This window comes from Trichocoleus sp. DQ-A3, from assembly GCF_039961975.1.
Lineage (GTDB): Bacteria > Cyanobacteriota > Cyanobacteriia > Cyanobacteriales > FACHB-T130 > FACHB-T130.
The window spans coordinates 1-20,246 of the sequence record NZ_JAMPKC010000011.1; the positions used below are offsets into that span (position 1 = coordinate 1).

General features: G+C 47.6%; 19 protein-coding genes and 1 rRNA gene. 10 read left to right on the forward strand and 10 right to left on the reverse strand.

From position 1 onward, the window contains the following. The 3 genes from rrf to aroA all read left to right on the forward strand — a co-directional run. Positions 1–108: ribosomal RNA gene (gene rrf, locus NDI44_RS16815) — 5S ribosomal RNA — on the forward strand; the annotation flags it as partial. Positions 109–241: 133 nt separating this feature from the next. Continuing rightward, entirely contained in the window at positions 242–1,579 is a 1,338-nt protein-coding gene (locus tag NDI44_RS16820; RefSeq protein WP_190414351.1) for a hypothetical protein, read from the forward strand. 202 nt (positions 1,580–1,781) lie between these two features. Continuing rightward, positions 1,782–3,128, forward strand: a complete 1,347-nt coding sequence (aroA, locus tag NDI44_RS16825; protein ID WP_190414353.1) for a 3-phosphoshikimate 1-carboxyvinyltransferase — start codon at positions 1,782–1,784, stop codon at positions 3,126–3,128. Positions 3,129–3,222: 94 nt separating this feature from the next. On the opposite strand, the gene NDI44_RS16830 is transcribed toward aroA, so the two are convergent. The 4 genes from NDI44_RS16830 to NDI44_RS16845 all read right to left on the reverse strand — a co-directional run bounded on the left by NDI44_RS16830 (position 3,223) and on the right by NDI44_RS16845 (position 6,194). Next, positions 3,223–4,212, reverse strand: coding sequence for a glutathione S-transferase family protein (locus NDI44_RS16830; RefSeq protein ID WP_190414354.1), 990 nt, complete (start codon positions 4,210–4,212; stop codon positions 3,223–3,225). Positions 4,213–4,325: 113 nt separating this feature from the next. Further along, entirely contained in the window at positions 4,326–4,616 is a 291-nt protein-coding gene (gene gatC / locus NDI44_RS16835; protein WP_190414356.1) for an Asp-tRNA(Asn)/Glu-tRNA(Gln) amidotransferase subunit GatC, read from the reverse strand. Between the two features lie 90 nt (positions 4,617–4,706). Further along, a complete protein-coding gene (locus tag NDI44_RS16840; protein WP_190414358.1) occupies positions 4,707–5,228 on the reverse strand; it encodes a photosystem I assembly protein Ycf3 in 522 nt (173 codons plus the stop codon). Between the two features lie 318 nt (positions 5,229–5,546). Further along, a complete protein-coding gene (locus NDI44_RS16845; protein ID WP_242037125.1) occupies positions 5,547–6,194 on the reverse strand; it encodes a pentapeptide repeat-containing protein in 648 nt (215 codons plus the stop codon). Between the two features lie 68 nt (positions 6,195–6,262). Between NDI44_RS16845 and NDI44_RS16850 the strand changes: the two genes are divergently transcribed. Then, positions 6,263–7,588, forward strand: a complete 1,326-nt coding sequence (locus tag NDI44_RS16850; protein ID WP_190414360.1) for a hypothetical protein — start codon at positions 6,263–6,265, stop codon at positions 7,586–7,588. Here NDI44_RS16850 and NDI44_RS16855 read toward each other — a convergent pair. Both NDI44_RS16855 and NDI44_RS16860 read right to left on the reverse strand, forming a co-directional pair. After that, a complete protein-coding gene (locus NDI44_RS16855) occupies positions 7,583–7,807 on the reverse strand; it encodes a hypothetical protein (protein ID WP_190414362.1) in 225 nt (74 codons plus the stop codon). The two genes, NDI44_RS16850 and NDI44_RS16855, sit on opposite strands and share 6 nt — an antisense overlap. Positions 7,808–7,937: 130 nt before the next feature. Next, positions 7,938–9,122 carry a SpoIID/LytB domain-containing protein gene (locus NDI44_RS16860; protein ID WP_242033823.1) on the reverse strand — a complete coding sequence of 395 codons (1,185 nt, stop codon included), beginning with the start codon at positions 9,120–9,122 and terminating at the stop codon, positions 7,938–7,940. 432 nt (positions 9,123–9,554) lie between these two features. On the opposite strand from NDI44_RS16860, the gene NDI44_RS16865 reads away from it, so the two are divergent. Beyond that, on the forward strand, positions 9,555–10,520 hold the full coding sequence (locus tag NDI44_RS16865) for a ribonuclease Z (RefSeq protein ID WP_190414364.1): 966 nt from the start codon (positions 9,555–9,557) through the stop codon (positions 10,518–10,520). A 24-nt stretch (positions 10,521–10,544) separates the two neighbouring features. Here NDI44_RS16865 and NDI44_RS16870 read toward each other — a convergent pair whose 3' ends face one another. Further along, a complete protein-coding gene (locus tag NDI44_RS16870; RefSeq protein WP_190414366.1) occupies positions 10,545–10,967 on the reverse strand; it encodes a hypothetical protein in 423 nt (140 codons plus the stop codon). Positions 10,968–11,080: 113 nt separating this feature from the next. Next, complete coding sequence (cobU, locus tag NDI44_RS16875; RefSeq protein WP_190414368.1) at positions 11,081–11,635, reverse strand: bifunctional adenosylcobinamide kinase/adenosylcobinamide-phosphate guanylyltransferase; 555 nt, start codon at positions 11,633–11,635, stop codon at positions 11,081–11,083. A gap of 319 nt (positions 11,636–11,954) precedes the next feature. Between cobU and NDI44_RS16880 the strand changes: the two genes are divergently transcribed. From NDI44_RS16880 to hpsU, 4 genes are all read left to right on the forward strand, one after another. Further along, complete coding sequence (locus NDI44_RS16880) at positions 11,955–12,692, forward strand: hypothetical protein (RefSeq protein ID WP_190414370.1); 738 nt, start codon at positions 11,955–11,957, stop codon at positions 12,690–12,692. 93 nt (positions 12,693–12,785) lie between these two features. Next, the gene (locus tag NDI44_RS16885) at positions 12,786–13,748 is read left to right on the forward strand and encodes a glycosyltransferase family 2 protein (protein ID WP_190414371.1); all 963 of its coding nucleotides are present in this window, start codon (positions 12,786–12,788) and stop codon (positions 13,746–13,748) included. Positions 13,749–13,799: 51 nt separating this feature from the next. Then, positions 13,800–14,753: a glycosyltransferase family 2 protein gene (locus NDI44_RS16890; protein ID WP_190414372.1), complete on the forward strand. Its 954-nt coding sequence runs from the start codon at positions 13,800–13,802 to the stop codon at positions 14,751–14,753. A 1-nt stretch (position 14,754) separates the two neighbouring features. Continuing rightward, a complete protein-coding gene (hpsU, locus tag NDI44_RS16895; RefSeq protein ID WP_339380476.1) occupies positions 14,755–15,348 on the forward strand; it encodes a hormogonium polysaccharide biosynthesis acetyltransferase HpsU in 594 nt (197 codons plus the stop codon). Between the two features lie 61 nt (positions 15,349–15,409). Here the strand turns inward: hpsU and NDI44_RS16900 are convergent, their stop codons facing one another. Beyond that, positions 15,410–16,786 (reverse strand): proton extrusion protein PcxA, encoded by a 1,377-nt coding sequence (locus NDI44_RS16900; protein WP_190414373.1) that lies wholly within the window; start codon positions 16,784–16,786, stop codon positions 15,410–15,412. 44 nt (positions 16,787–16,830) lie between these two features. On the opposite strand from NDI44_RS16900, the gene NDI44_RS16905 reads away from it, so the two are divergent. After that, the gene (locus tag NDI44_RS16905; protein ID WP_190414374.1) at positions 16,831–19,023 is read left to right on the forward strand and encodes a recombinase family protein; all 2,193 of its coding nucleotides are present in this window, start codon (positions 16,831–16,833) and stop codon (positions 19,021–19,023) included. A gap of 22 nt (positions 19,024–19,045) precedes the next feature. Here the strand turns inward: NDI44_RS16905 and NDI44_RS16910 are convergent, their stop codons facing one another. Continuing rightward, a complete protein-coding gene (locus NDI44_RS16910; protein ID WP_190414375.1) occupies positions 19,046–20,233 on the reverse strand; it encodes a serine/threonine-protein kinase in 1,188 nt (395 codons plus the stop codon). Positions 20,234–20,246 lie beyond the last annotated feature (13 nt).

Genomic DNA, 20,246 nt, shown 5'->3' on the forward strand with positions numbered 1-20,246 from the left:
CTAGCGTTGTGGAACCACACCGACTCCATCCCGAACTCGGAGGTGAAACGCAACTGCGGCGAAGATACTCGGTGGGTGACTGCCTGGGAAAATAGCTCAGTGCCAGGTTGATTATCAAAAAGCTCTCTTGCCGAATAATGATGCAAGAGAGCTTTTTTGCTTTTTGTATTGGGGGATAAATACTTTTGCTTAATTTCTTGAATAACCTTTAACCTAGAATTGTTGAACGAGAGATTGAGCTGTGGATGCCATATTAGAGCGATCGCATGAATTAAAACAAGCTTTAATTGAGTTTGTCTTGGAGGCGGAAGGAGAGCTGGCGCAATCGCTAGAAGCTTATGCCGCTGCTCAGCCACACCGAGAGCGTCAGGATATTGCACAAAGAGACCTAATTATTGATACCTTCTTGACTGAAGGAAAAGTAGGGGATGGGGATAAAGACGTTTTGGATTTGTTTCTGGAGAGCCAGCCAGAATTGTCCGAAAATGATCGCAACTTAGTCGGTAGCTGGCGGTGTAGCTTCATTGGCTTGTTTGCTACGCTCCAAGTCTTACCAGATGGCTTTGAGTTGATGAACTGGCTGACTGCTAAGCGCTACATCGTCAAGCCAAACACGCTTCTAACGTGGCAGGAGATGAGCCGGTTTAAAGAGGGAGAAATTTTACTCACTCGCATTGCACCTGTAACCGAGAGCGTCTGGATGTTTTCTGGCCCTTGTATCCCAATGGGGAGATTAGGAAAACCCAAGCTGGCGGTGGCAATCGGAAATTTTAAGGAAAATTACAACAAGTCGCTTTATAGCGATGCCCCAGAACTTCTAGAACTGGCGTGGCAATCAGTAGAACAATATCACCAAGATTTTCTGGGCTTTTTTGGTAGCGACGAAGTCGTAATGCCTGGGTACCAGATGAATAAGAAGATAGAAGAATTTCAGGAATTACTAACTAAGAAACGCTTAGCAGCGGCAGGCATTGATGAAAATAAATCGCTCTCGGAAATAGCCGCAGAAGCTGGGGTTACAGAAGAGGAAATGAAAGCAGCCGCAGAAGAATCAGGTGCCGATTCAAAAGCGATCGCTCAGATGTTTGACAGCAAAAACCCAACTAAGATGGTGACACCTAAAGTTGAGTTGCCTGCAAATCTCAAGAAAGCCGAACAGCTAACAGCCCTCACCCATCCTCGTTGGGGTCAAATATTTCTGCCTACATACAGCCGGTTCAAGGCAATGCTAGAAGCAGAAGACTGGCAGAACAACATTGAAAACACTGAGAAGCTGGTTCGTCAGTATCTAGAAGACTCGACGATTAATGCCTTCATTTGGCATCGCTTAGCCGAAACTTATCCAGCCCAAATGGAAAAGCTGTTGAAAACAGTGTTACAGCGTCCAGAATTGAAAATTGACCGCGATTTAGACGCTTTACTCCAAGAATATAACAAGGCGTTAGAGCCTGATTTACCGGAGATTGCCAGTGTGCCAGTGCATTTACATGATTTATTTCAGGAAGCGCTGGCAGAGGTTAGTAAATCAAAATCCAAGGGCAAGAGTAAAAAGAAGATAGGAATAGGCTTTCAAAAGTAGCGATTGGGACTGAAGTGGTTACTGTAGCACTTCTCAGTTGGATGGAATGTATTGCGGTTCTAAGGTTTGGTAGGGGCTTTTTGATTGCCATGCCCCTACAGATGTATCGCAACCCAATCGAGAATTGCTATAACTCCAGTGCTATCGCCAGTGTCAGCAATTGGTAGAATCACTATTTGCAACTTCATCCCAGTCCCTCTTCATGCCAGCCGCAGTTGTCACGCTAAAAAAAACTGAAAATCAGGATCGTTTAATCATTCAGAATCCCGCAGCAGGACTATCCTTGCAGGGACGTATTCGGGTGCCGGGGGATAAATCTATCTCTCACCGGGCTTTGATGTTGGGAGCGATCGCCCAAGGAGAAACCACCATTCAGGGACTTCTCTTGGGAGAAGATCCCCGCAGCACTGCTAGCTGTTTTCGGGCGATGGGTGCCGAAATTTCGGAACTGAATCCGGAAATGGTGCGAATTCAAGGCATCGGACTCGGCTGCTTGCAAGAACCCACCTCAGTTTTGGATGCCGGTAACTCAGGTACTACCTTGCGGCTGATGCTGGGGCTTCTCGCCTCTCATCCGGGACGTTTTTTTGCGGTGACAGGGGATAGCTCGCTGCGATCGCGCCCAATGTCTCGCGTTGTTAAACCGTTACAAGAGATGGGCGCTCAAATTTGGGGACGTCAGAACGACTCTTTAGCGCCTCTAGCAATTCAAGGACAACAACTGCGACCGATTCACTATCACTCTCCGATTGCTTCAGCACAAGTCAAATCTTGTATCCTCCTAGCTGGATTGATGGTGGAAGGACAAACTACCGTTACCGAACCCGCCCTCTCCCGCGACCATAGCGAACGGATGCTCAAAGCTTTCGGGGCAGAACTCAGCATCGATCCAGAAACCAATAGCGTCACCATTACTGGCTCAGCCAAGCTGCAAGGGCAGCCGGTGGTTGTGCCTGGGGATATCAGCTCAGCTGCCTTTTGGCTGGTTGCTGGGGCGATTGTACCGGGTTCGGAGTTGTGCGTGGAAAATGTAGGGGTCAATCCCACCCGCACCGGCATTCTGGAAGCTCTGGAGAGGATGGGCGCTGACATTCAGATGGAAAATCAGCGGATTGTCGCGGGTGAGCCAGTAGCAGATTTGCGGGTACGTTCCAGTGCCCTTAAAGCATGTGAAATTGCTGGCGATCTAATTCCTCGCCTGATAGATGAGATTCCGATTTTGGCTGTAGCGGCAGTGTTTGCCCAAGGAACTACTGTAATTCGAGATGCAGCAGAGTTGCGGGTCAAAGAAAGCGATCGCATTGCCGTTATGGCATCTCAGCTCAACCGCATGGGTGCCAAGGTTACAGAAAGACCCGATGGGTTAGAAATTACGGGGGGCACTCCTCTCATCGGCACTGATGTTGATAGTCATACCGACCATCGAATTGCCATGAGTTTAGCAATTGCTGCCCTTAATGCAGAAGGCACTACCACAATTGGGCGTGCGGAAGCCGCGGCTATTTCTTACCCTGACTTCTTTCAATCCTTAATCGGGATTATCAAGTGATATTTAAGCTCAGATGCTTACAGCATTTGCGTTTTCACCCTAGTTAAAAAAAAAGCAAGGTGGGTAGTATCCACTTTGCTTTTTAAATGAAGAATCACACAGCGATCGCCTTGGCTTTAGGCGATAATTGTTCGCGGTTATGAGGTTCCTCAAAATCAATTAACGGCCCTTTCGGAACAATTCTGGTGGGATTAACTTTTGGGTGGCTTTTATAGTAATGGCGTTTGATATGGTCGAGGTTGCAGGTTTCCTTTACCCCCGGCACCTGGTAGAGGTCTTTCAGGTAATTCCAGAGATTGGGGTAATCCACAATCCGGCGTGAATTGCACTTGAAGTGGACATAGTAAACGGCATCAAAGCGCAAGAGAGTGGTAAACATACACCAATCTGCCTCGGTGAGGCTTTCTCCACACAGATAGCGTTGCTCCGCTAACACTTTTTCCCAACGATCGAGAGCATCGAATAGTTCCGTCACCGCTTCATCGTAGGCGGCTTGGCTAGTCGCAAATCCTGCTCGATAAACGCCATTATTAATCGGTTGGTAAATTGCATCGATCGTCTTATCAACCGCCTCCTGCAATTCTGTTGGATAAAAATTCATCTCAGACTTGGCGAAATCATCGAATTCTGTATCAAACATCCGAATGATCTCGCGGGATTCATTATTCACAATCGTGGTAGTTTCTTTATCCCAAAGAACTGGGACAGTCACCCGCCCATTGTAATTAGAATCCGCTTTAAGATAAACTTCCCACAAATAGCGAGTCTTATTTACCGTATCGGGGATAGAACCTGGTTCTTCTGAGAATTCCCAACTATTTTGCTCAATTTCGGGTGCCACGACTGAGAGACTGATAACATCTTCTAATCCCTTCAATTGGCGCATAATTGCGGTTCGTTGCGCCCAAGGACAAGCCCAGGAAATATAGAGATGATAGCGACCTGGTTCAGCCTTAAAGCCACTAGAACCATCAGCTGTAATTTTGTTGCGGAAGGTTGTTGATGGACGAATAAATTTTCCTTGGGAGTCTTCTTGTTCTCGTTCGCTAACCCACTTTCTATCAATCAAAAGACCTAAACCCATAACGTTCTCCTTTGAGAGTATGAAGGGCAACCCCAGGAAGATTGCCCCACACTTATTGGTTCAGGTTCTCACCTAAAATTCATCGGTCTTAGGTGCAAAATAGGGCGAGTACCTTACTCAGCGCTGAGGATTTTTGGCACTTTGAAAAAGTCACCCTCTTGATCTGGGGCACCTGTGAGAATAGCTTCCCGGTTGGGAAAGGGTTGCAGTTCATCAGGGCGTGTCACATTGCTGACATCAATTGCCCTTGTTGTGGGTTGCACATCACTGACATCAAGTTCGCTTAATTGTTCAAAATACTCCAAAATACTGCCTAGTTGGGTCGTAAATTGGGCTTCTTCTTCGGGGGTCAGTTCTAGGCGAGCCAGATGGGCAACTTTGCGAACTTGTTCGCGGTCAATCATAACAGTGGTAATGGCTTATTGGTAATTGGTCATTTGATAGTAGATAGTAGGTAATTTTTTCTCTTTTGTTGATTACCTATTACCTGTTACCTAAAAGAAGATATCCATCGTAGATCGCCCAGTCGTTTTGAGCCAGTTTTGGGCTTCGATGTAGTTATTCGGAGCCATACTAATCGCTTGTTTCCAATATTCTCCGGCTTTGTCAAACAAAGCTTCAGCAGCTTCGGGATCTCCATCTTCCTTGAGCTTTTCACCCTGGAAGTGGTAAATGACGGCAATATTATTCAACGCTTGAGGCAGGCGAGGATTACAGTCAAGCGCTTGGTGGTAGTATTCCAAAGCCTGCTCGTGGTCACCATTGCTGGCGTATATCAGCCCCATATTGTAGAGGATATAACTGCGGTCGTAAGTGTCTTCCTCTAGGGTTAGGGCTTCCCTGTAATTGTCTAGAGCTTCGGCGTATTCACCATCTGCCTGCGCTGACATACCATCGCGGTAGTAGATGAAGGCTTCTTTTGCTTTCTTGTTGGCAGGCAGGATTTTCAGGATTATATCCGCCATTACCGTGAAGCTCTTGTCAATGAAGTTATCGTTTTTTTGCGTTCTTGGCATATCCGGCTCTGTAATGCTGCGCTAATTAGGAAAGTGTAGAGTGGTCAGTTTATCGCTCAGTGATGCTCTTTAAGCTAATTTAACGCGCTCTGGGAGTCAACTGGATTGAGATTAACAAATGCGATCGCGCATTTCTTGTTCTTTCCTCAATCAACCGAGTTTCTCAGCATTTTTTTCGCAGACGTATTATTTTATACAAAATAAATACTAGTTCTTGTGTATATTTAGAGAATGGAAATCTGTGCGCTTATATATACGGAATTAAAGCTTGGCGATCGCTCAGATGTAAGGCTAATGCACCCTTGACTATGGTTGAGGTTAATAATGCAAAGTGCCATCTGGGAGAATTGCACTATTGAGCTGGACGCCTTCGAGAAGCGCATTCTCAAAATCAGCATTTCGCAAATCTGCCCCCCGCAAGTCCGTTCCTCGGAGAATGGCATTGCTCAAGTCAGCACTAATCAGATTAGTTTCCCGCAAATCAGCCTTTGTGAGGTCAGCGCCCGGTAACTTCGCCATCGTCAACTCAGAACCGGCAAGGTTAGCGCCTGTGAGATTGGCTTTAATCAGCGCAGCCAAATTCAAATTAACGCCGCTCAAGTTAGCACCGCTGAGGTCGCTATTAATAAAGCTGGCACCGCCTAGATTTGCCCCGCCAAAATTGGCACCCCTTAAATCGGCAGCACTAAGATTGGCACCGGCGAGATCGGCACGCCTCAAGTCAGCCGCCCTCAAGTCCGCATCTCTTAACTCAGCGCCCCTCAAGTCACACTGAGGACATTGTTTAGTTTTTAGCAACTGTTGAACGTGTTCCAGATTGGCTGCTTTGAGTGGTGTTGCTAATCCCAGAAGTGAGAATAGAAAAAGGGACAGCCACATTAGCGAGGCGAAGCGGTGCTTCAGTTTAGTGTGGCAGATGCTAACAGAGAATAGGTTAAGAGCGATCGCGCAAGTTCTGGGTTTCATAATCTGCCTGCTGGAATTTGCCAAAATTTTATACTGGTGATAGTAGCCTCCGTCCTTGAGGAAAGCACATGGCTCCCAATCCCACCCTCATGCAAGCAGTTGAACACCTGGGCTACCGTGTCACGGTTGGCGATGTGGCAACCCAAGCTGGGTTAAATGTCAACATGGCTCAGGCTGGATTACTCGCTCTGGCATCCGACGCCGGTGGACACTTGCAGGTAGCAGAAACCGGCGAGATAGTCTACCTTTTCCCTAAGAATTTCCGGACAGTTCTCCGCAATAAGTTCTTGCGGTTGCGACTGAAGGAATGGTGGGAAAAAATTTGGAAAGTTTTGTTTTACCTGATCCGGATTTCCTTCGGGATTATCCTGATTGCTTCCATTGTCCTAATTTTTGTCGCGATCACAGTTATTCTAATCGCCGTCAATAGCAGCCGCGACAGCGATGATTCCGGCGGCGGTCATCACGGTGGCGGCGGTATGGTTTTTATGCCCCGCTTCTGGTTTGGCCCTGACATCTGGTGGTTTTTCTATCCAGACTATAGCGATCGCTACCAGCAGCGTCGTGTCTCATCCCCTCAAGGCAAGAGAGAGATGAACTTCCTAGAAGCCGTCTTCTCCTTTCTATTTGGTGACGGGAATCCTAATGCCGATTTAGAAGAACGCCGCTGGCAAGAAATTGCCACTGTCATTCGCAATAATCAGGGTGCGGTGACAGCCGAACAAATCGCCCCTTATCTCGATGACATGGGTAAAGGCTGGGGCAAAGAATACGAAGATTATATGCTGCCCGTCCTCACTCGTTTTAATGGGCAACCAGAAGTCAGCCCAGACGGAGAAATCGTCTATCACTTCCCAGAATTACAAACTACAGCGCAAGAGCGAAATTCGCAGCCGGTGGCTGCTTATCTTCGAGAGCGTCCTTGGCGCTTTAGCCAAGCCGATAGCGGACAAATTATGCTCTCTGCTGGATTAGGTGCCGTGAATATTATCGGTGCTTTAGTTCTTAATTCCCTGTTACGGGGTGAGATAGGAGTTCAATTAGCACAATCTGGCGGACTCATCGCCTTCGTGCAGTCAATTTACTGGATTTTACTGAGTTACGGCATCGCCTTCCTGTCAATTCCCCTAATCCGCTATTTCTGGATTCAGTGGAGAAATCAGCGAATTGAAGCCCGAAATCAACAACGACAAGAACGAGCCATCTTGTTAAATCAAGCGAATTCCGCTTTGCAGAAGAAAATTGCTTATGCTCAACAATTTGCTGCGAAAACAGTCATCGGTCGCGAGGATTTAGCCTACACGACCGAAACCGAGCTTATAGAACAGGAGATCGAGCAAGCCGATAAGATTGATGCAGAATGGCAGCGTCGCCTCAACCAGAGCGGTTCATAAAGATTCCTTGGGGCGTTTAAAAATCAAGAAACCATAACCATAACCCGGATGGGAATTCACGCCGGTTAATTCCCAGCCTTCCTGTCCGAGTTGATTGGATAATTCATGGAGAGGTGGGATGTCTTGTTTATCTCGAAAGTCTTTTTCGTTGACACTTTTGGGTCGGAGATCGCCTGCAAAGTAGTCAAACCGAACAAAGAGATACTCCCACTTTTTCACAGCAATCCTTCTGGCGTTTGATTAAGTCAGCTGAAAAGCAAGGAGCGATCGCTCCGGGATGAGCGAAGCGATGTCACTTGGTGGCTACCGCTTCGCTCATCCCGACTTTGGGGAGGTAACAGCCCCGCCTCTACTGCACTTTCATGCTAGCGATCGCGGTGCGCTGGTAATAATGCCCCAAAATTTGCTGGTAGTTTGTCCCCTGCTGAGCTAAATTGTAAGCCCCCCACTGGCTTAAACCAAGACCGTGACCGAAACCACGACCGTTGAGCTGAAAACCCGTTCCTGTAGAGCTAACCGTGAACAACGTACTCCTAAGCTTCAGTGCTTGACGCAGCTGACTTCCAGTCATCCGCCGCGTGCTACCACTTCCAACGACTTTCATCGTCATAATCCGTCCGCTAGGAGTGGTGCGTTCCGGTATCAAAGATTTAACATTGCTTACACCCAGAAGCCGACTAAGTTCGTTGCGGGAGAAGCTTTTCTGCCACTGGTAGCCCGGTGTCCCTTGGTCGTAGTCTGGAACGCCGCGCAGGTAAGCCAAGGGTTCCGACCAAACATTTTCCACATTTTCCGTGTGTCCTCCAGAAGCGGAGTGGAAGACAGCAAGAATAATTTGACCGTTGTAGGTTAAAACTTGCCCAGCCGTGGCATTCACAGCCATTTGCGTTGACTCGGCTTCGGTTTCCAGACCTTTGTAAACTTGCCAAGTCTGGGTATCGCCGACATCAAAAACGCTATTGCCAGCAGTTTGACGCTTATACAAGGCGTAGGAACGAGCGGCGACAGCTTGCGCCTTCAAGGCTTCCAGAGGCCAATTAGCACTCATTTCCGAGCCTAAGACGCTGTAAAGATATTGTTCTAAATCAACTTGGTTGACGGCGGTGAGTCCTTTGCCGGTGCGAACCAATCGAGTGCGTCCCCGATACCAGCGATCGCCGATCCAAACATAACCGCCAGCCGTCGGTTCCACTATCAGCTGCGTGCTTTGCTCTCCGCCCAGCGCCACGCCACCGCTTGTAGGACGGGCTTCCATGCCATCCATTGCCGCCATTTGCCCTACCACTCGACCGGCACTATCGCGGATTACGGCTTTGGTGGAACTGCCCACGGTAATCTTGCTGACGCCTTCTTGAATCGCTACGCGCAGTTCCATCGCTTTCGCAGGAGCAACCAGCATGAGCCACAACAAAAAAGTCAGCCACCATTTAGAAGGATGTAGCCGCCCGGAGGACGCCTTCCCGAAGCCTAAGATGAAGCAAGAAGTCTGAAGCATGAAGGATTTCTGTTTGCCTAGGAGCTGTTTAGTTACCATCTATTAAAATCTCCTCACACGATGCCAAATAGAGTGCTAGGGATAGTCATTATTAAATTCCACTTAAATTGAGCATGAGAGCAAGAATCCCGTCCTTGAACTTCTCTTAGGAAGGTGGATTTATTAAGTCCCAATTCAAAAGCGTATGGGTATGGCACAGAAAAAGCCCTTACATGAAGATGAATGAGTGTCAGTTATTTAATCCACGTTCCTTAGTTCAAGACCCTTGAGAGCTGATCCGCTTATAAATTGGCACAACCCACTGACTTTTCTTATCGTGGATATATTTACCATGTTTGCTGCCGGAGTGCTACTCATAAACCTTGTGAACTTTTATCCTGAGTCTTCAGCGGAACTGCGTGTTCCCCAGATGCTGTGTCAGGATAGTTACGGAAGGCAATTCCTAGACTTTGTGACCGTTTTCTTGCCAAAATGCAAATTACTTTTTTAGGGACAAGCTCTGGTGTACCGACGCGATCGCGCAATGTGTCCAGCGTGGCTTTACGGCTACCTCAACGAGGAGAACTCTGGCTGTTTGACTGTGGTGAAGGTACCCAACACCAGCTATTACGGAGTGACCTGAAAATCGGTCAACTGAACCGTATTTTTATCACCCATATGCACGGAGACCATATATTCGGCTTAATGGGTCTTTTGGCAACCTGTGGTTTGGCTGGCAATGTTCAACGCATTGACCTCTACGGTCCCCCCGGTCTCAATGAATACCTGCGTGCTTGCAGACAATACTCTTCAACCCATTTTTCCTACCCGGTTCAGGTTCACATCGTACAGCCTGGAGTGGTGTATGAAGATGAAGAATTTATCGTCACCTGTGGCCCCCTGAAGCATCGCGTCACTGCTTTTGGCTACCGAGTCACTGAAAAAGACCGTCCGGGGCGCTTCGACGTGGAAAAAGCCGCAGCCCTGTCAATTCCTCCGGGTCGGGTCTATGGACAACTCAAACGTGGCGAAACTGTGACGCTGCTAGATGGACGGCAAATTCATGGGGCAGATCTGTGTGGACCGACAGAAATCGGTCGCAAAATTGTTTACTGTACCGACACAGTTTATTGCGACGAGGCGGTAGAACTTTCGCAGGATGCGGATGTGTTAATTCACGAAGCAACCTTTGCCCACCAAGACGCCCAGCTAGCTTTTGATCGCTTGCACTCCACTTCAACGATGGCGGCTCAAGTTGCTCATACTGCTGGTGTTAAGCACTTGATCATGACTCATTTCAGTCCCCGCTATGCCCCCGGTAATGCCATTGTGCTGGATGACCTGCTTACGGAAGCGCGTGCCATTTTTCCGAGTACGGAATTGGCTTATGATTTTCTAAATTATGAGGTGCCTCGGCGGCGGGAAGAGGAATTAAAAATTAAAAATTCTCTTTTTTAATTTTTAATTGTGCATTGTTACTGTTTACAGACCGCTGGCGTTCCGCAGCCGGTCGCGTATTTCAACGAGACGGTTTTGACTGCTGACGGGCGATCGCGGTAGCGGAACTTCTGTGTTGGGCCAGCCGCTGAGATCGTTACAAGGACACGCTAAAGGCGGCATTCCTACAGTCCGGACGGGGACGGGCATGGTGCAACGAGAACAGGGTGACACATCCCATGCTGGTGTCAGCAACTGGGCAATTGGTTCTGCGGTGCCCTCTAAGTAGCAGTCCCCCGAGTCTGGGGAGAGGATTTGCTGCCAGCAGTTTTCAAATTCTTGCGAGTAGCGATCGCCCCGAATCACGGGTTGTGGCAGCAGCGCTTCTTGACCATTCCGAATCAAAACTTTTTTGCCTAACTGAAACCAATAAGCAAGATACTGTTTGACTTGGTGTTGAGATGCCATAGCAAAGGAGTGAATGGTAATAGGTATAGGGTAATGAACAACTCGCTTTTTCTCAATTAGCAATGAGTCATTCGCAATTGCCAGTTTGCCTTTAAGTCTTTCTATGCTAGCGCCTATGATAATTTTGGTAACGGCGTTCCCAGGTGGCTCAGGTTGAGAACGTGACCGGCAGTAACTAAGTAGACTGGGTTAGCGATCGCGCCCACTCGACGCACCAGCCTTCCCAAGCGATCGCGGAACATTCGACCGAGGGGATAGGCGGGAACAACGCCCCACCCCGTTTCCTCTGCCACCAAAATCGCATCACTGACGCTACTTTCCAAACTTTCCAGCAACTCCTGGCACGTCCTTTCCCAAGATTCATCGTCTTGGTCTAAAAAATTCGCCACCCAAGTTCCCAAAGAATCAACGAGGAGACAACTAGAATTCTGAGATGCCCGAATCGTTGCCGCCAGTGTTAGCGGCACTTGCAGCGTTGTCCATTCCCTAGGGCGTCGTTGTTGATGTTGTTCAATTCGAGCCAGCCATTCTAGATCGTTGGGGTCAACGTGAGCCGTTGCCACATAGATAACCGGCTTACCCGAACGCATTGCCAGAGTCTCCGCCCACTCACTTTTCCCGGAACGGGCTGGACCAGTCACTAAGATTAAATGCTTAACAGAAGTCATTCAGATGCGATCGCAAAGAACTTTTTTATCCGTTTCCGGCGAGTTGTGCATTAAAGTTAAATTCAACAGTGGCAGGATTTGTATCTTACCCACCTGTACAGTGTCCGGGTTATTCTAGCGGTCAGGCTTCCCATAAATTTTCATTTTGTGCATCGAGACCGTTAATCCTACCAGACAAATAAACAAATAAAATAGAAACACAAAGCATAGAAACACAAAGCAAGTAAAAATACCAGGAAAAGCACCAATCCCAACCTTTTAGAGATTCTAGCGGCAGTTAGTTAACAGGTTTGATTTGCAGGAGTGGCGTCAGATAACTATGAAACCAGAATTAAAACGGATTGAGACAACACTGGATCGATTGGCTGATCAAAGTCCTGTCATAGACAATCCGTCCCCTTGGGAAGATCAGCCCGATCCGAAGGGGTGGGGTTCAGAGGCATCATCAGATGCCAATCGCTCAATTTCAATGACCGTACAGGCTCTCTCTGACCAAAAGCAATCTGGCAAGACACCCGTCCTGCCAAAATTAAAAGCTCCCAGTTTCACCAACCATCGGAACGCTGCCAATCCTGCCTTGGCGATGACCCTGTTGCAAGAAATTGAAGCGATTGTTGGAGGTTGGCAGAAAGAACTTCATCAAACCTTGCGCCAAATTCAAGATATTTATCTAGAAGGGCCGATTGTTGATGGTTGGTTAGAGTCTCATTCCCGCGAACCAGAGGTTGGGGTTGAGGCGCTGCGTCAGGTGGTAGACAAGGGTCATGCCAAGTCCGTACACCAGCTGATGGACTATGTAGAAGAACTGTGCAATCAACCCGATGAAAAGGTGACTTGTGAATCTCCACGGGCTGGATACCGCCTGGTAGGAATGGATGAGAATGGTCAATTTTGGTCGCGTCCCTGTCCACCCGAACAGATTCCGAGTGTGAGTGTCGCGATCGCTCGTTATCAAAAGCTGCGCCTGCTGCTGAATCGCAAAGAGGATCTGGAAACCCGCCTCAGTCAACTAGCGGAAACACTCGTTGTTCTACATAGTCATCTAAGTGAGAATTAAAAATGCAAAATTCAAAATTGAAAATCAGTAATTTCTGCGATTTTTAATTTGTAATTTTGCACTTTTAATTAAGGTGTCCCCAATCCCAAATTTATGACAGAGCCTAAAGTTTCTGCGATTATCTGTACTCACAATCGAGAGCAGTATTTAGGTGCTGCCATTGATAGTTTGCTGAATCAAGATTTTCCGGATTTTGAAGTCGTGGTAGTGGATAATGCCTCCAGCGATCGCACATCCGAAATCGTCAAAGCACGACCAGGGGTAAGATACGTCTACGAAGGCGTTATGGGTCTATCTGTCGCCCGCAACACGGGTGCCAAGGAAGCCAAAAGTGCAATTCTCGCCTATCTAGATGATGATGCCGTTGCTAGCCCGTCTTGGCTGTCGGCACTCTATGATGCTTATCAAAGCAATGAAAAACTAGCGATCGCGGGTGGCAAAGTTACCTTAATCTGGCCCGATGGCATCACGCCTCCTCTGTGGCTTTCCCCTGGACTATCTGGGTGCTTGGGAGCATACGATTTAGGAGATTCCATCGTCTATATCAAACAACCTGGTATGACCCCCAGAGGCTTGAATTACTCGCTCAGACGTACCTTTTTAGAGCAAATTGAGGGGTTCGATGTTAATCTGGGTCGAGTCGGAAAAAATTTGTTATCAAATGAAGAATTACACATGACAGAACGGGCACTCAAATTAGGTTGGCAAGTTGCCTATCTGCCTGACGCCTTGGTTGCCCATAATGTATCTCCCGAACGCCTTGAACAAGCTTGGTTTTTGAGCCGAGGCTGGTGGCAGGGCATCAGTGAATGTTACCGCGAACAAATCGCCGGTAAGGCAGGACCGCGCCAGCTATTGTTAGGAGGCGAACGACTCGTGCGAGGTCTCTACAAATCTGTTAAATATTTTGGTGATGCTGCCCAACGGTTTGACAATCTCGTGTATGCCTACGGTCAGGTGGGTTATTTGAGTGCAGCAATTCAAGGGATGTTATCTGCTCCTTTCAAAGTGCAAAATCCAGAGCCGGAATTAAAAATTGAAAAAGAAAATTCTTAATTTTTAATTCTTAATTGCTAATTTCTAATTGTTCTTTCATCCTTCACGGTCATGACCTCCACACCCTCCAAACTTCCTGTTTCGGTTCTGATTCCCGCTAAAAATGAACAAGCAAATCTGGCGGCTTGCCTGGAGAGTGTAGCCAGGGCTGATGAAGTGTTTGTCGTAGATTCCCAAAGTAGCGATCGCTCGATTGAAATTTCCGAAAGTTACGGCGCAAAAGTTGTCCAATTTCACTTCAACGGTCGCTGGCCTAAAAAGAAAAACTGGGCTTTGGACAATCTGCCTTTTAGTAACGAATGGGTGCTAATTGTTGATTGTGATGAGCGCATTACCCCCGAACTCTGGGATGAAATTGCAACTGCCATTCAGAATCCAGAATACGAAGGCTACTACCTGAACCGTAAAGTATTTTTCCTTGGCAAATGGATTCAACATGGCGGTAGGTATCCCGACTGGAACCTGCGTTTGTTTAAGCACAAAACAGGTCGCTACGAAAACTTGGGGACAGAAGAAATCCGCAACACAGGCGACAACGAAGTTCACGAACACGTCATTTTGCAAGGCAAAGCAGGCTATCTGAAAAACGATATGCTGCACATTGACTTTCGGGACGTATTCCACTGGTTGGAACGGCATAACCGCTACTCGAACTGGGAAGCCCGCGTTTATTTAAATATCCTGACTGGCAAAGACGAAAGCGGCACGATTGGCGCTAATTTGTTTGGGGATGCGGTACAGCGCAAGCGGTATCTCAAAAAAACTTGGGTGCGCCTTCCATTCAAACCGTTGATTCGGTTTATTTTGATTTACATTATTCAGCGAGGCTTTTTGGATGGGAAAGCTGGATACATCTATGCACGGTTGATGAGTCAATACGAGTATCAAATTGGCGTCAAACTTTATGAATTAATGGAGTTTGGCGGTCAGTTGAACGTAGCAGCTTCCTCCTCCGTGCCTCCCCAGCCCGTACCCCAGCCAGATTCATTAAAAGGAAGCGTGTAGGGTGTTGGAACCAGGCGAACAACCGCCAGCGATCGCGTCGGAATCTCTTGTTGATTTACGCCGCTACGACCAATCCTGGTTTGACAGAGGACGACCGGGTTGGTTTGTCTTGCTGTGGTGGTTGGTACAAGCGATCGCCTTTCCCTTAACTCCCCATCCCTCTAGCGGTATCCGCTGCTGGCTTTTGCGTCTGTTTGGGGCAAAAATCGGCAGCGGCTTAGTCATCCGACCAACCGCCCGCTTTACTTATCCCTGGAAAATCGAAATCGGAGATTATAGCTGGATTGGGGATGATGTCGTTTTATACAGCCTTGACCGCATTCAGATCGGTCAGCACTGCGTCATTTCCCAAAAAAGCTACCTCTGTACCGGCAGTCATGACATCCAAGACCCAGCTTTCAAGCTAATGACAGCCAGTATCACGATTGGCAACGGCGTCTGGATTGCCACAGATTGCTTTATTGCGCCTGGGGTTGAAATCGGAGCGAATTCTGTGATTGGGGCACGTAGCAGCGTTTTCGGTAACATTCCACCCCAGCAGGTCTGCTGGGGCAGTCCTTGCCGTCCCCACTACCCTAGAGAAATTAAAAATTAGAAATTAAAAGTGGTGGAAAGAATCCCTTTTCTTTAATCTTTAAGTTTGCATTTTTAATTATTCATTCATTCATATTCCGATAAGTAGCAACGGCTGACGGAGAGATTCGGTTTAAGTAGCGGAAAATCCAATACTTAAATATCGTGTCCAAAATGACGGGAAATGTAGCAATAAATAGAAAGTTAAAATCTCTGTTTTCTGGTAAGCCTAAATGCCTTGCCGTTCCTTCCAGAATGACTTCCCAGCCGTGAGGAGAGTGAAATCCTACAAAGATGTCAGTGAACAAGATAATAATAAAAGCTTTAGCACTGTCACTGAGACCATAAACTACGTCATCTATAAAAGCTTTGAAAACTGCAATTTCTTTTTGGCTATTAAGTAGTAATAGGTAAAGAGATCCCGCTGCAATTAGGTCGGCAAAAACATTTTTGATAGCGTTGGCACTTCGGTGACTATATTCCTCCCCAATTTTTAATGCCTTCTCTTTAACTTCTTCTTCCATTTCCTCCTTAGATAATTGAGGAGCTATACCCATTAAGTTTTTGAATTTTAGTAATTCTTCAAATCTTTGCAATTCCTGAAAAGCCTCTTCTTCTAGATCGACATTCAGGAAAATCTCAGTTTTGTTTGGCTCCCGGAAGCGATCGACAAGAGGGCCGACGAAGAAAGTTTTACTTACTTGTTGAGTTAATAGAGGAACTAAAATTAAAACTAAAATAAACCGAATAGAAACAATGGTTTTCGTTTGAGAAGTACGAAAACTTTGAACAACTTCTTCTTCTGAATTCGGGTCAAAGTTTCTCTTGAGTCGATCTAGCGTACTCAAGATTGAGCGAGGCACAAAACTGGTTGTGTCAGTCATTGTTTCTGCCTCATCAGCCACTCGGTCGTCTGTAGAAAACAAAGTTGGCTGATTGACTAGATTCTTCGCTTCAATCCGGTCAACCTTCCTCAAATTTACTTCTACAGATTTAGATTTAGGAACAGGGACTAAGGCTGATGAGGAACGATTTTTTTCAGGCTTGTATTTAGATAAAACATCATCAATAAATTTAAGCTTTTCTAAAGTTATGGATTGTTTATCTTGAGGTTCAAAATCTTCTGTTCTAAAATTTGCCGCTCCAGTCGTCCTTGTTTTTCTTGTTACATCTGGATTAGAACGAGTCACTACTGAAGTGCTGGCCTGAAACTCTGCTAGCCCAAATTTAGCCGTTTTTAAATATTTTTTAAGTTTCGTTTCAAAAAAAGACATGGCATTTTCACGGTATTTTTGACCATCGGGGGAGATTTTTTTTCCGTCAAAATGTTCATCTTCCAAAGCCTTAATCATTAAGGCTGCCTTATATGCGCGATCCAAGGCTCTCTCAGGAGTTTCTGAGAACCACTGGTTGGCAGTTCCTAAGTAAGATTGGAGCTGTGACAAGAAAGATAGTTTCATAATAGAAACCGAACGATTACACAAGTATCACTCAGCGTTTAGCAATGTTAACGCAATCGCAGACCATCTGGATCGTCGGGCCGACTCGCAGTGGAAAGACAACTCGCCTTGTAAACCTGTTTTGCCAGTGGGTTGAACGGGGATCTCAACCGCGAGGTTGGCGTCGGAAGGCGGGAAGGCGGGAGCAGGCACCGACAATTTTAGTCTTTGCGGCTAATGATGATAATCGGAGCGAATTAGCTGACCGCTTGGCTACAGCAACACAGGGGCGGTATCCGATTCAATCTAAAACGCCTTTGGGTTTCTTTCAGGACGAGGCGATCTTATTTTGGCCTTTATTGATTCAGCGGTTGAATCTTAGGGCACAATTTCCAGTTAGACTGCGCCCAGAAACTGAGCAGGAGTTAGCCACCCGGTTGTGGCGTCCGGAGTTGGATAATGGTAGCCTTCAGTTTTTGGGGGTGAGCGAGTCTCGTTCGGTGCGTCGCGTTCTGGACTTGTTGCAGCTGTGCGCGATCGCAGGACGACCTATTGAAGAAATTCCCAGTCTTCTCGAACAAGGTTTTGCAGATCAACAAGGGTTTGCCAGGGACGACGATCCGGTGGTGGATCGTCCCGACTGGGAGAAAATCGGAAAATTGCTGATTGATTGGCGGCAATGGTGTTTAGACCGGGGATTGCTGACCTATGGGATTATTTGCGAACTTTATTGGCGTTATCTGCTGCCAGACGAAGCTTATCAGCAGCACTTGATTCGCCGGTATCAGGGAGTACTGGCGGATAATGTGGATGATTATCCAGCGATCGCCTGCGATCTATTCAACTTCCTTTTAGATAAAGGAGCAGCCGGAGCCTTTACCTATAATCCGGATGGGGCAGTACGACTCGGTTTGAACGCCGATCCAAATTATCTAGCCAGTCTGGAGTGGCGCTGTCAGGTAGAAACTTTGAGCCAGGAACCGAGCAGTGTGGCGGCACTTTACGGAAAGCCGGTGGTGGAAGCGGTGAGCGATCCCATGTTTCTGTTGACCTTACCAGATTCGGTACAGTTGATTCAAACCACATCCCGCGCTCAGTTGTTGCGAGAAACCGCTTTGGCGATCGCAAAGGCGATACACAGTGGGCAGGTGCAACCTCAGGAAGTGGCAGTGATTGCCCCTGGTTTGGATGCGATCGCTCGCTATACCTTAATCGAAATCCTCAGCAGCCAGGATATCCCCGTCCAAACCTTGAGCGAACAGCGTCCCCTGAATGCTTCCCCGACGATCCGGGCGCTGCTGACGCTGCTGGCACTCGTTTATCCAGGCTTGGGGCGGCTGGTAGACCGGGATGCCGTTGCGGAAATGCTGGTAGTACTGAGTCAGGAGTCCGGATTCAGGAGTCCGGAGTCAGGAGGTAGCACCCATTCATCCCCGATCGTTCATCCTTCATCCTTCAAGATTGACCCAGTCAGGGCGGGTTTATTAGCCGATTACTGCTATTCCCCCGATCCAGAGCAACCCCGGTTGCTGCCGGTGACGTATTTCCCCCGCTGGGATCGGCTAGGGCACTCAGCCTGTGCTGCTTATGAAGAAATTTTGCAGTGGCTAGAAGTGCAACGAGGTCAGCTGGAACAGCGTCTGATTCCCAACTGCGTCGCCTTGCTTGACCGGGCAATTCAGCAGTTTTTGTGGAAAGGCAGCAATCTCCCCTACGACCAGCTAGCCGCCTTACGCGAACTGATGGAAACCGCCCAACACTACTGGGAAGTCGATGGACGGCTGCGGCAGAGCGATCGCATTGAAACCCCAGATTACACCACGATCGATCGGTTTATCTGCTTGTTGCGTCGCGGTACTGTCACCGCGAACCCTTATCCCGTGCGCCCCCTCGGTCTTGACCGTCACGCCGTGACTTTGGCAACCATCTTCCAATATCGGGCGGCTCGTCGGTTCCACCGATGGCAATTTTGGCTGGATGCCGGTTCGCACCTCTGGTCAAAAGGCGGTGCTGCCACTCTCTACGGTGCCCCTTTGTTTCTCAAGGATTGGTCGGGAGAGGCGCTAACCGAAGAAGATACCCAAGAAGCAGATGAGCAAAGACTGCGGCGGATTTTGCTGGATTTACTGGGGCGAGTGGGGGAGCGAATTTATCTGTGCCATAGCGATTTGGCGACCAATGGACAGGAGCAAACTGGCCCGTTATTGTCCTTAGTCAATGCTTCAATTCCTTTGAACCCTGATTATGCACTCAGCTAACCACGCGATCTTGGCGAGGTTTTTAGAGGGCATGGAGAAAAAGGGTGAGTATCCAGATATATGCCCAAGCCATCGGTATCCCGATAAATAATCCCGCGATCGCCCAGCCTCTTTGATGGGCTTTGAATTGTTCAATACTCCGCCATTTTTTACTTTTCCAAGCCCATTCATTGCCCTTAGAACCGAGGGCGAACCCCATCAACCAACCGATACTCGGTATCCAGGCTAAAAGTCCAATCCAAACATGATTGCTCAAAGGCCATAGATAAGGCATCAGAAATGCGCCCCAATTCCAACCTTTGATTTCATCGGGTACTGGTACTGTCTCATCCAATAAACCGCCTTGCCCAGAATTATTGACCAGGGTTGGTTGCTTTGAAGGTTGGATACCCGTTGAAGTTTTAATCCTTGTTCCTTCTTTAAGCGCTTTCAGGGCAGATTTTGCACCCGCGAACCGTTCCTCTGGAGCTGGTTCTGTTAACTTTTGAATCCAGCTAATGAATGGGGGACTGATGCTCACCTGCTCAGAAAATTGAATCCGCAAGTTCCGAGAAGGCAAATCTGCCGGTGCCGTACCTGTCAACAAATGAATTAAAGTAGCTCCCAGGGAATACAAGTCTGAAGCTGGAACAGACCTTCCGCCAAATTGTTCCATCGGCGCATAGCCGTAAGTTCCGACGACAGTAAAGGTAGCTCCCTCTTTCGCGGCTTTATCTTGCACCGCTCCAAAATCAACCAAATATACCTTGTCGTCATCACCCCAAATTAAATTGCTCGGTTTGATGTCTCGGTGTAGGACTGGGGGACTCAGCTCGTGTAGATAAATCAGAATATTCAGAATTTCCGAGGCAATCTTACGGACTTCCTTTTCAGTGAACTTTTTCCCTTGTACGAGTAATTCCTTCAGAGAGGTACCGGGGATGTGTTCTTGGACTAACCCGAACCAGAGCGATCGCTCATCGATACAAAAATCATCCCCATATTTAGGAATTCGGGGATGATTCAACTGCTTAAGGATTTGTGCTTCTCGCTCAAACAGTTTGAGATCGTCCCACTGTACCTCGCCGCCAAATGCGAGGAGTTTGACAACGACTAAATTTTTTTCTTCAGTTTCAATATCCGTCGCTAACCAAGTTTGTCGTCCCGCATTTTGTCCCAATCTTTGTTTGAGTTGATAACGCCCCTGTAATATCTGTTCGGCTTGCAGCATTATTCGTTATTTT

Excerpts from the sequence above, each read along its gene's own strand:
- aroA (WP_190414353.1), top strand. The coding sequence starts at position 1,782 with ATGCCAGCCGCAGTTGTCACGCTAAAAAAAACTGAAAATCAGGATCGT.
- NDI44_RS16830 (WP_190414354.1), bottom strand. The coding sequence starts at position 4,212 with ATGGGTTTAGGTCTTTTGATTGATAGAAAGTGGGTTAGCGAACGAGAA.
- gatC (WP_190414356.1), bottom strand. The coding sequence starts at position 4,616 with ATGATTGACCGCGAACAAGTTCGCAAAGTTGCCCATCTGGCTCGCCTA.
- NDI44_RS16840 (WP_190414358.1), bottom strand. The coding sequence starts at position 5,228 with ATGCCAAGAACGCAAAAAAACGATAACTTCATTGACAAGAGCTTCACG.
- NDI44_RS16845 (WP_242037125.1), bottom strand. The coding sequence starts at position 6,194 with ATGAAACCCAGAACTTGCGCGATCGCTCTTAACCTATTCTCTGTTAGC.
- NDI44_RS16850 (WP_190414360.1), top strand. The coding sequence starts at position 6,263 with ATGGCTCCCAATCCCACCCTCATGCAAGCAGTTGAACACCTGGGCTAC.
- NDI44_RS16860 (WP_242033823.1), bottom strand. The coding sequence starts at position 9,122 with ATGGTAACTAAACAGCTCCTAGGCAAACAGAAATCCTTCATGCTTCAG.
- NDI44_RS16865 (WP_190414364.1), top strand. The coding sequence starts at position 9,555 with ATGCAAATTACTTTTTTAGGGACAAGCTCTGGTGTACCGACGCGATCG.
- NDI44_RS16870 (WP_190414366.1), bottom strand. The coding sequence starts at position 10,967 with ATGGCATCTCAACACCAAGTCAAACAGTATCTTGCTTATTGGTTTCAG.
- cobU (WP_190414368.1), bottom strand. The coding sequence starts at position 11,635 with ATGACTTCTGTTAAGCATTTAATCTTAGTGACTGGTCCAGCCCGTTCC.
- NDI44_RS16880 (WP_190414370.1), top strand. The coding sequence starts at position 11,955 with ATGAAACCAGAATTAAAACGGATTGAGACAACACTGGATCGATTGGCT.
- NDI44_RS16885 (WP_190414371.1), top strand. The coding sequence starts at position 12,786 with ATGACAGAGCCTAAAGTTTCTGCGATTATCTGTACTCACAATCGAGAG.
- NDI44_RS16890 (WP_190414372.1), top strand. The coding sequence starts at position 13,800 with ATGACCTCCACACCCTCCAAACTTCCTGTTTCGGTTCTGATTCCCGCT.
- NDI44_RS16900 (WP_190414373.1), bottom strand. The coding sequence starts at position 16,786 with ATGAAACTATCTTTCTTGTCACAGCTCCAATCTTACTTAGGAACTGCC.
- NDI44_RS16905 (WP_190414374.1), top strand. The coding sequence starts at position 16,831 with ATGTTAACGCAATCGCAGACCATCTGGATCGTCGGGCCGACTCGCAGT.
- NDI44_RS16910 (WP_190414375.1), bottom strand. The coding sequence starts at position 20,233 with ATGCTGCAAGCCGAACAGATATTACAGGGGCGTTATCAACTCAAACAA.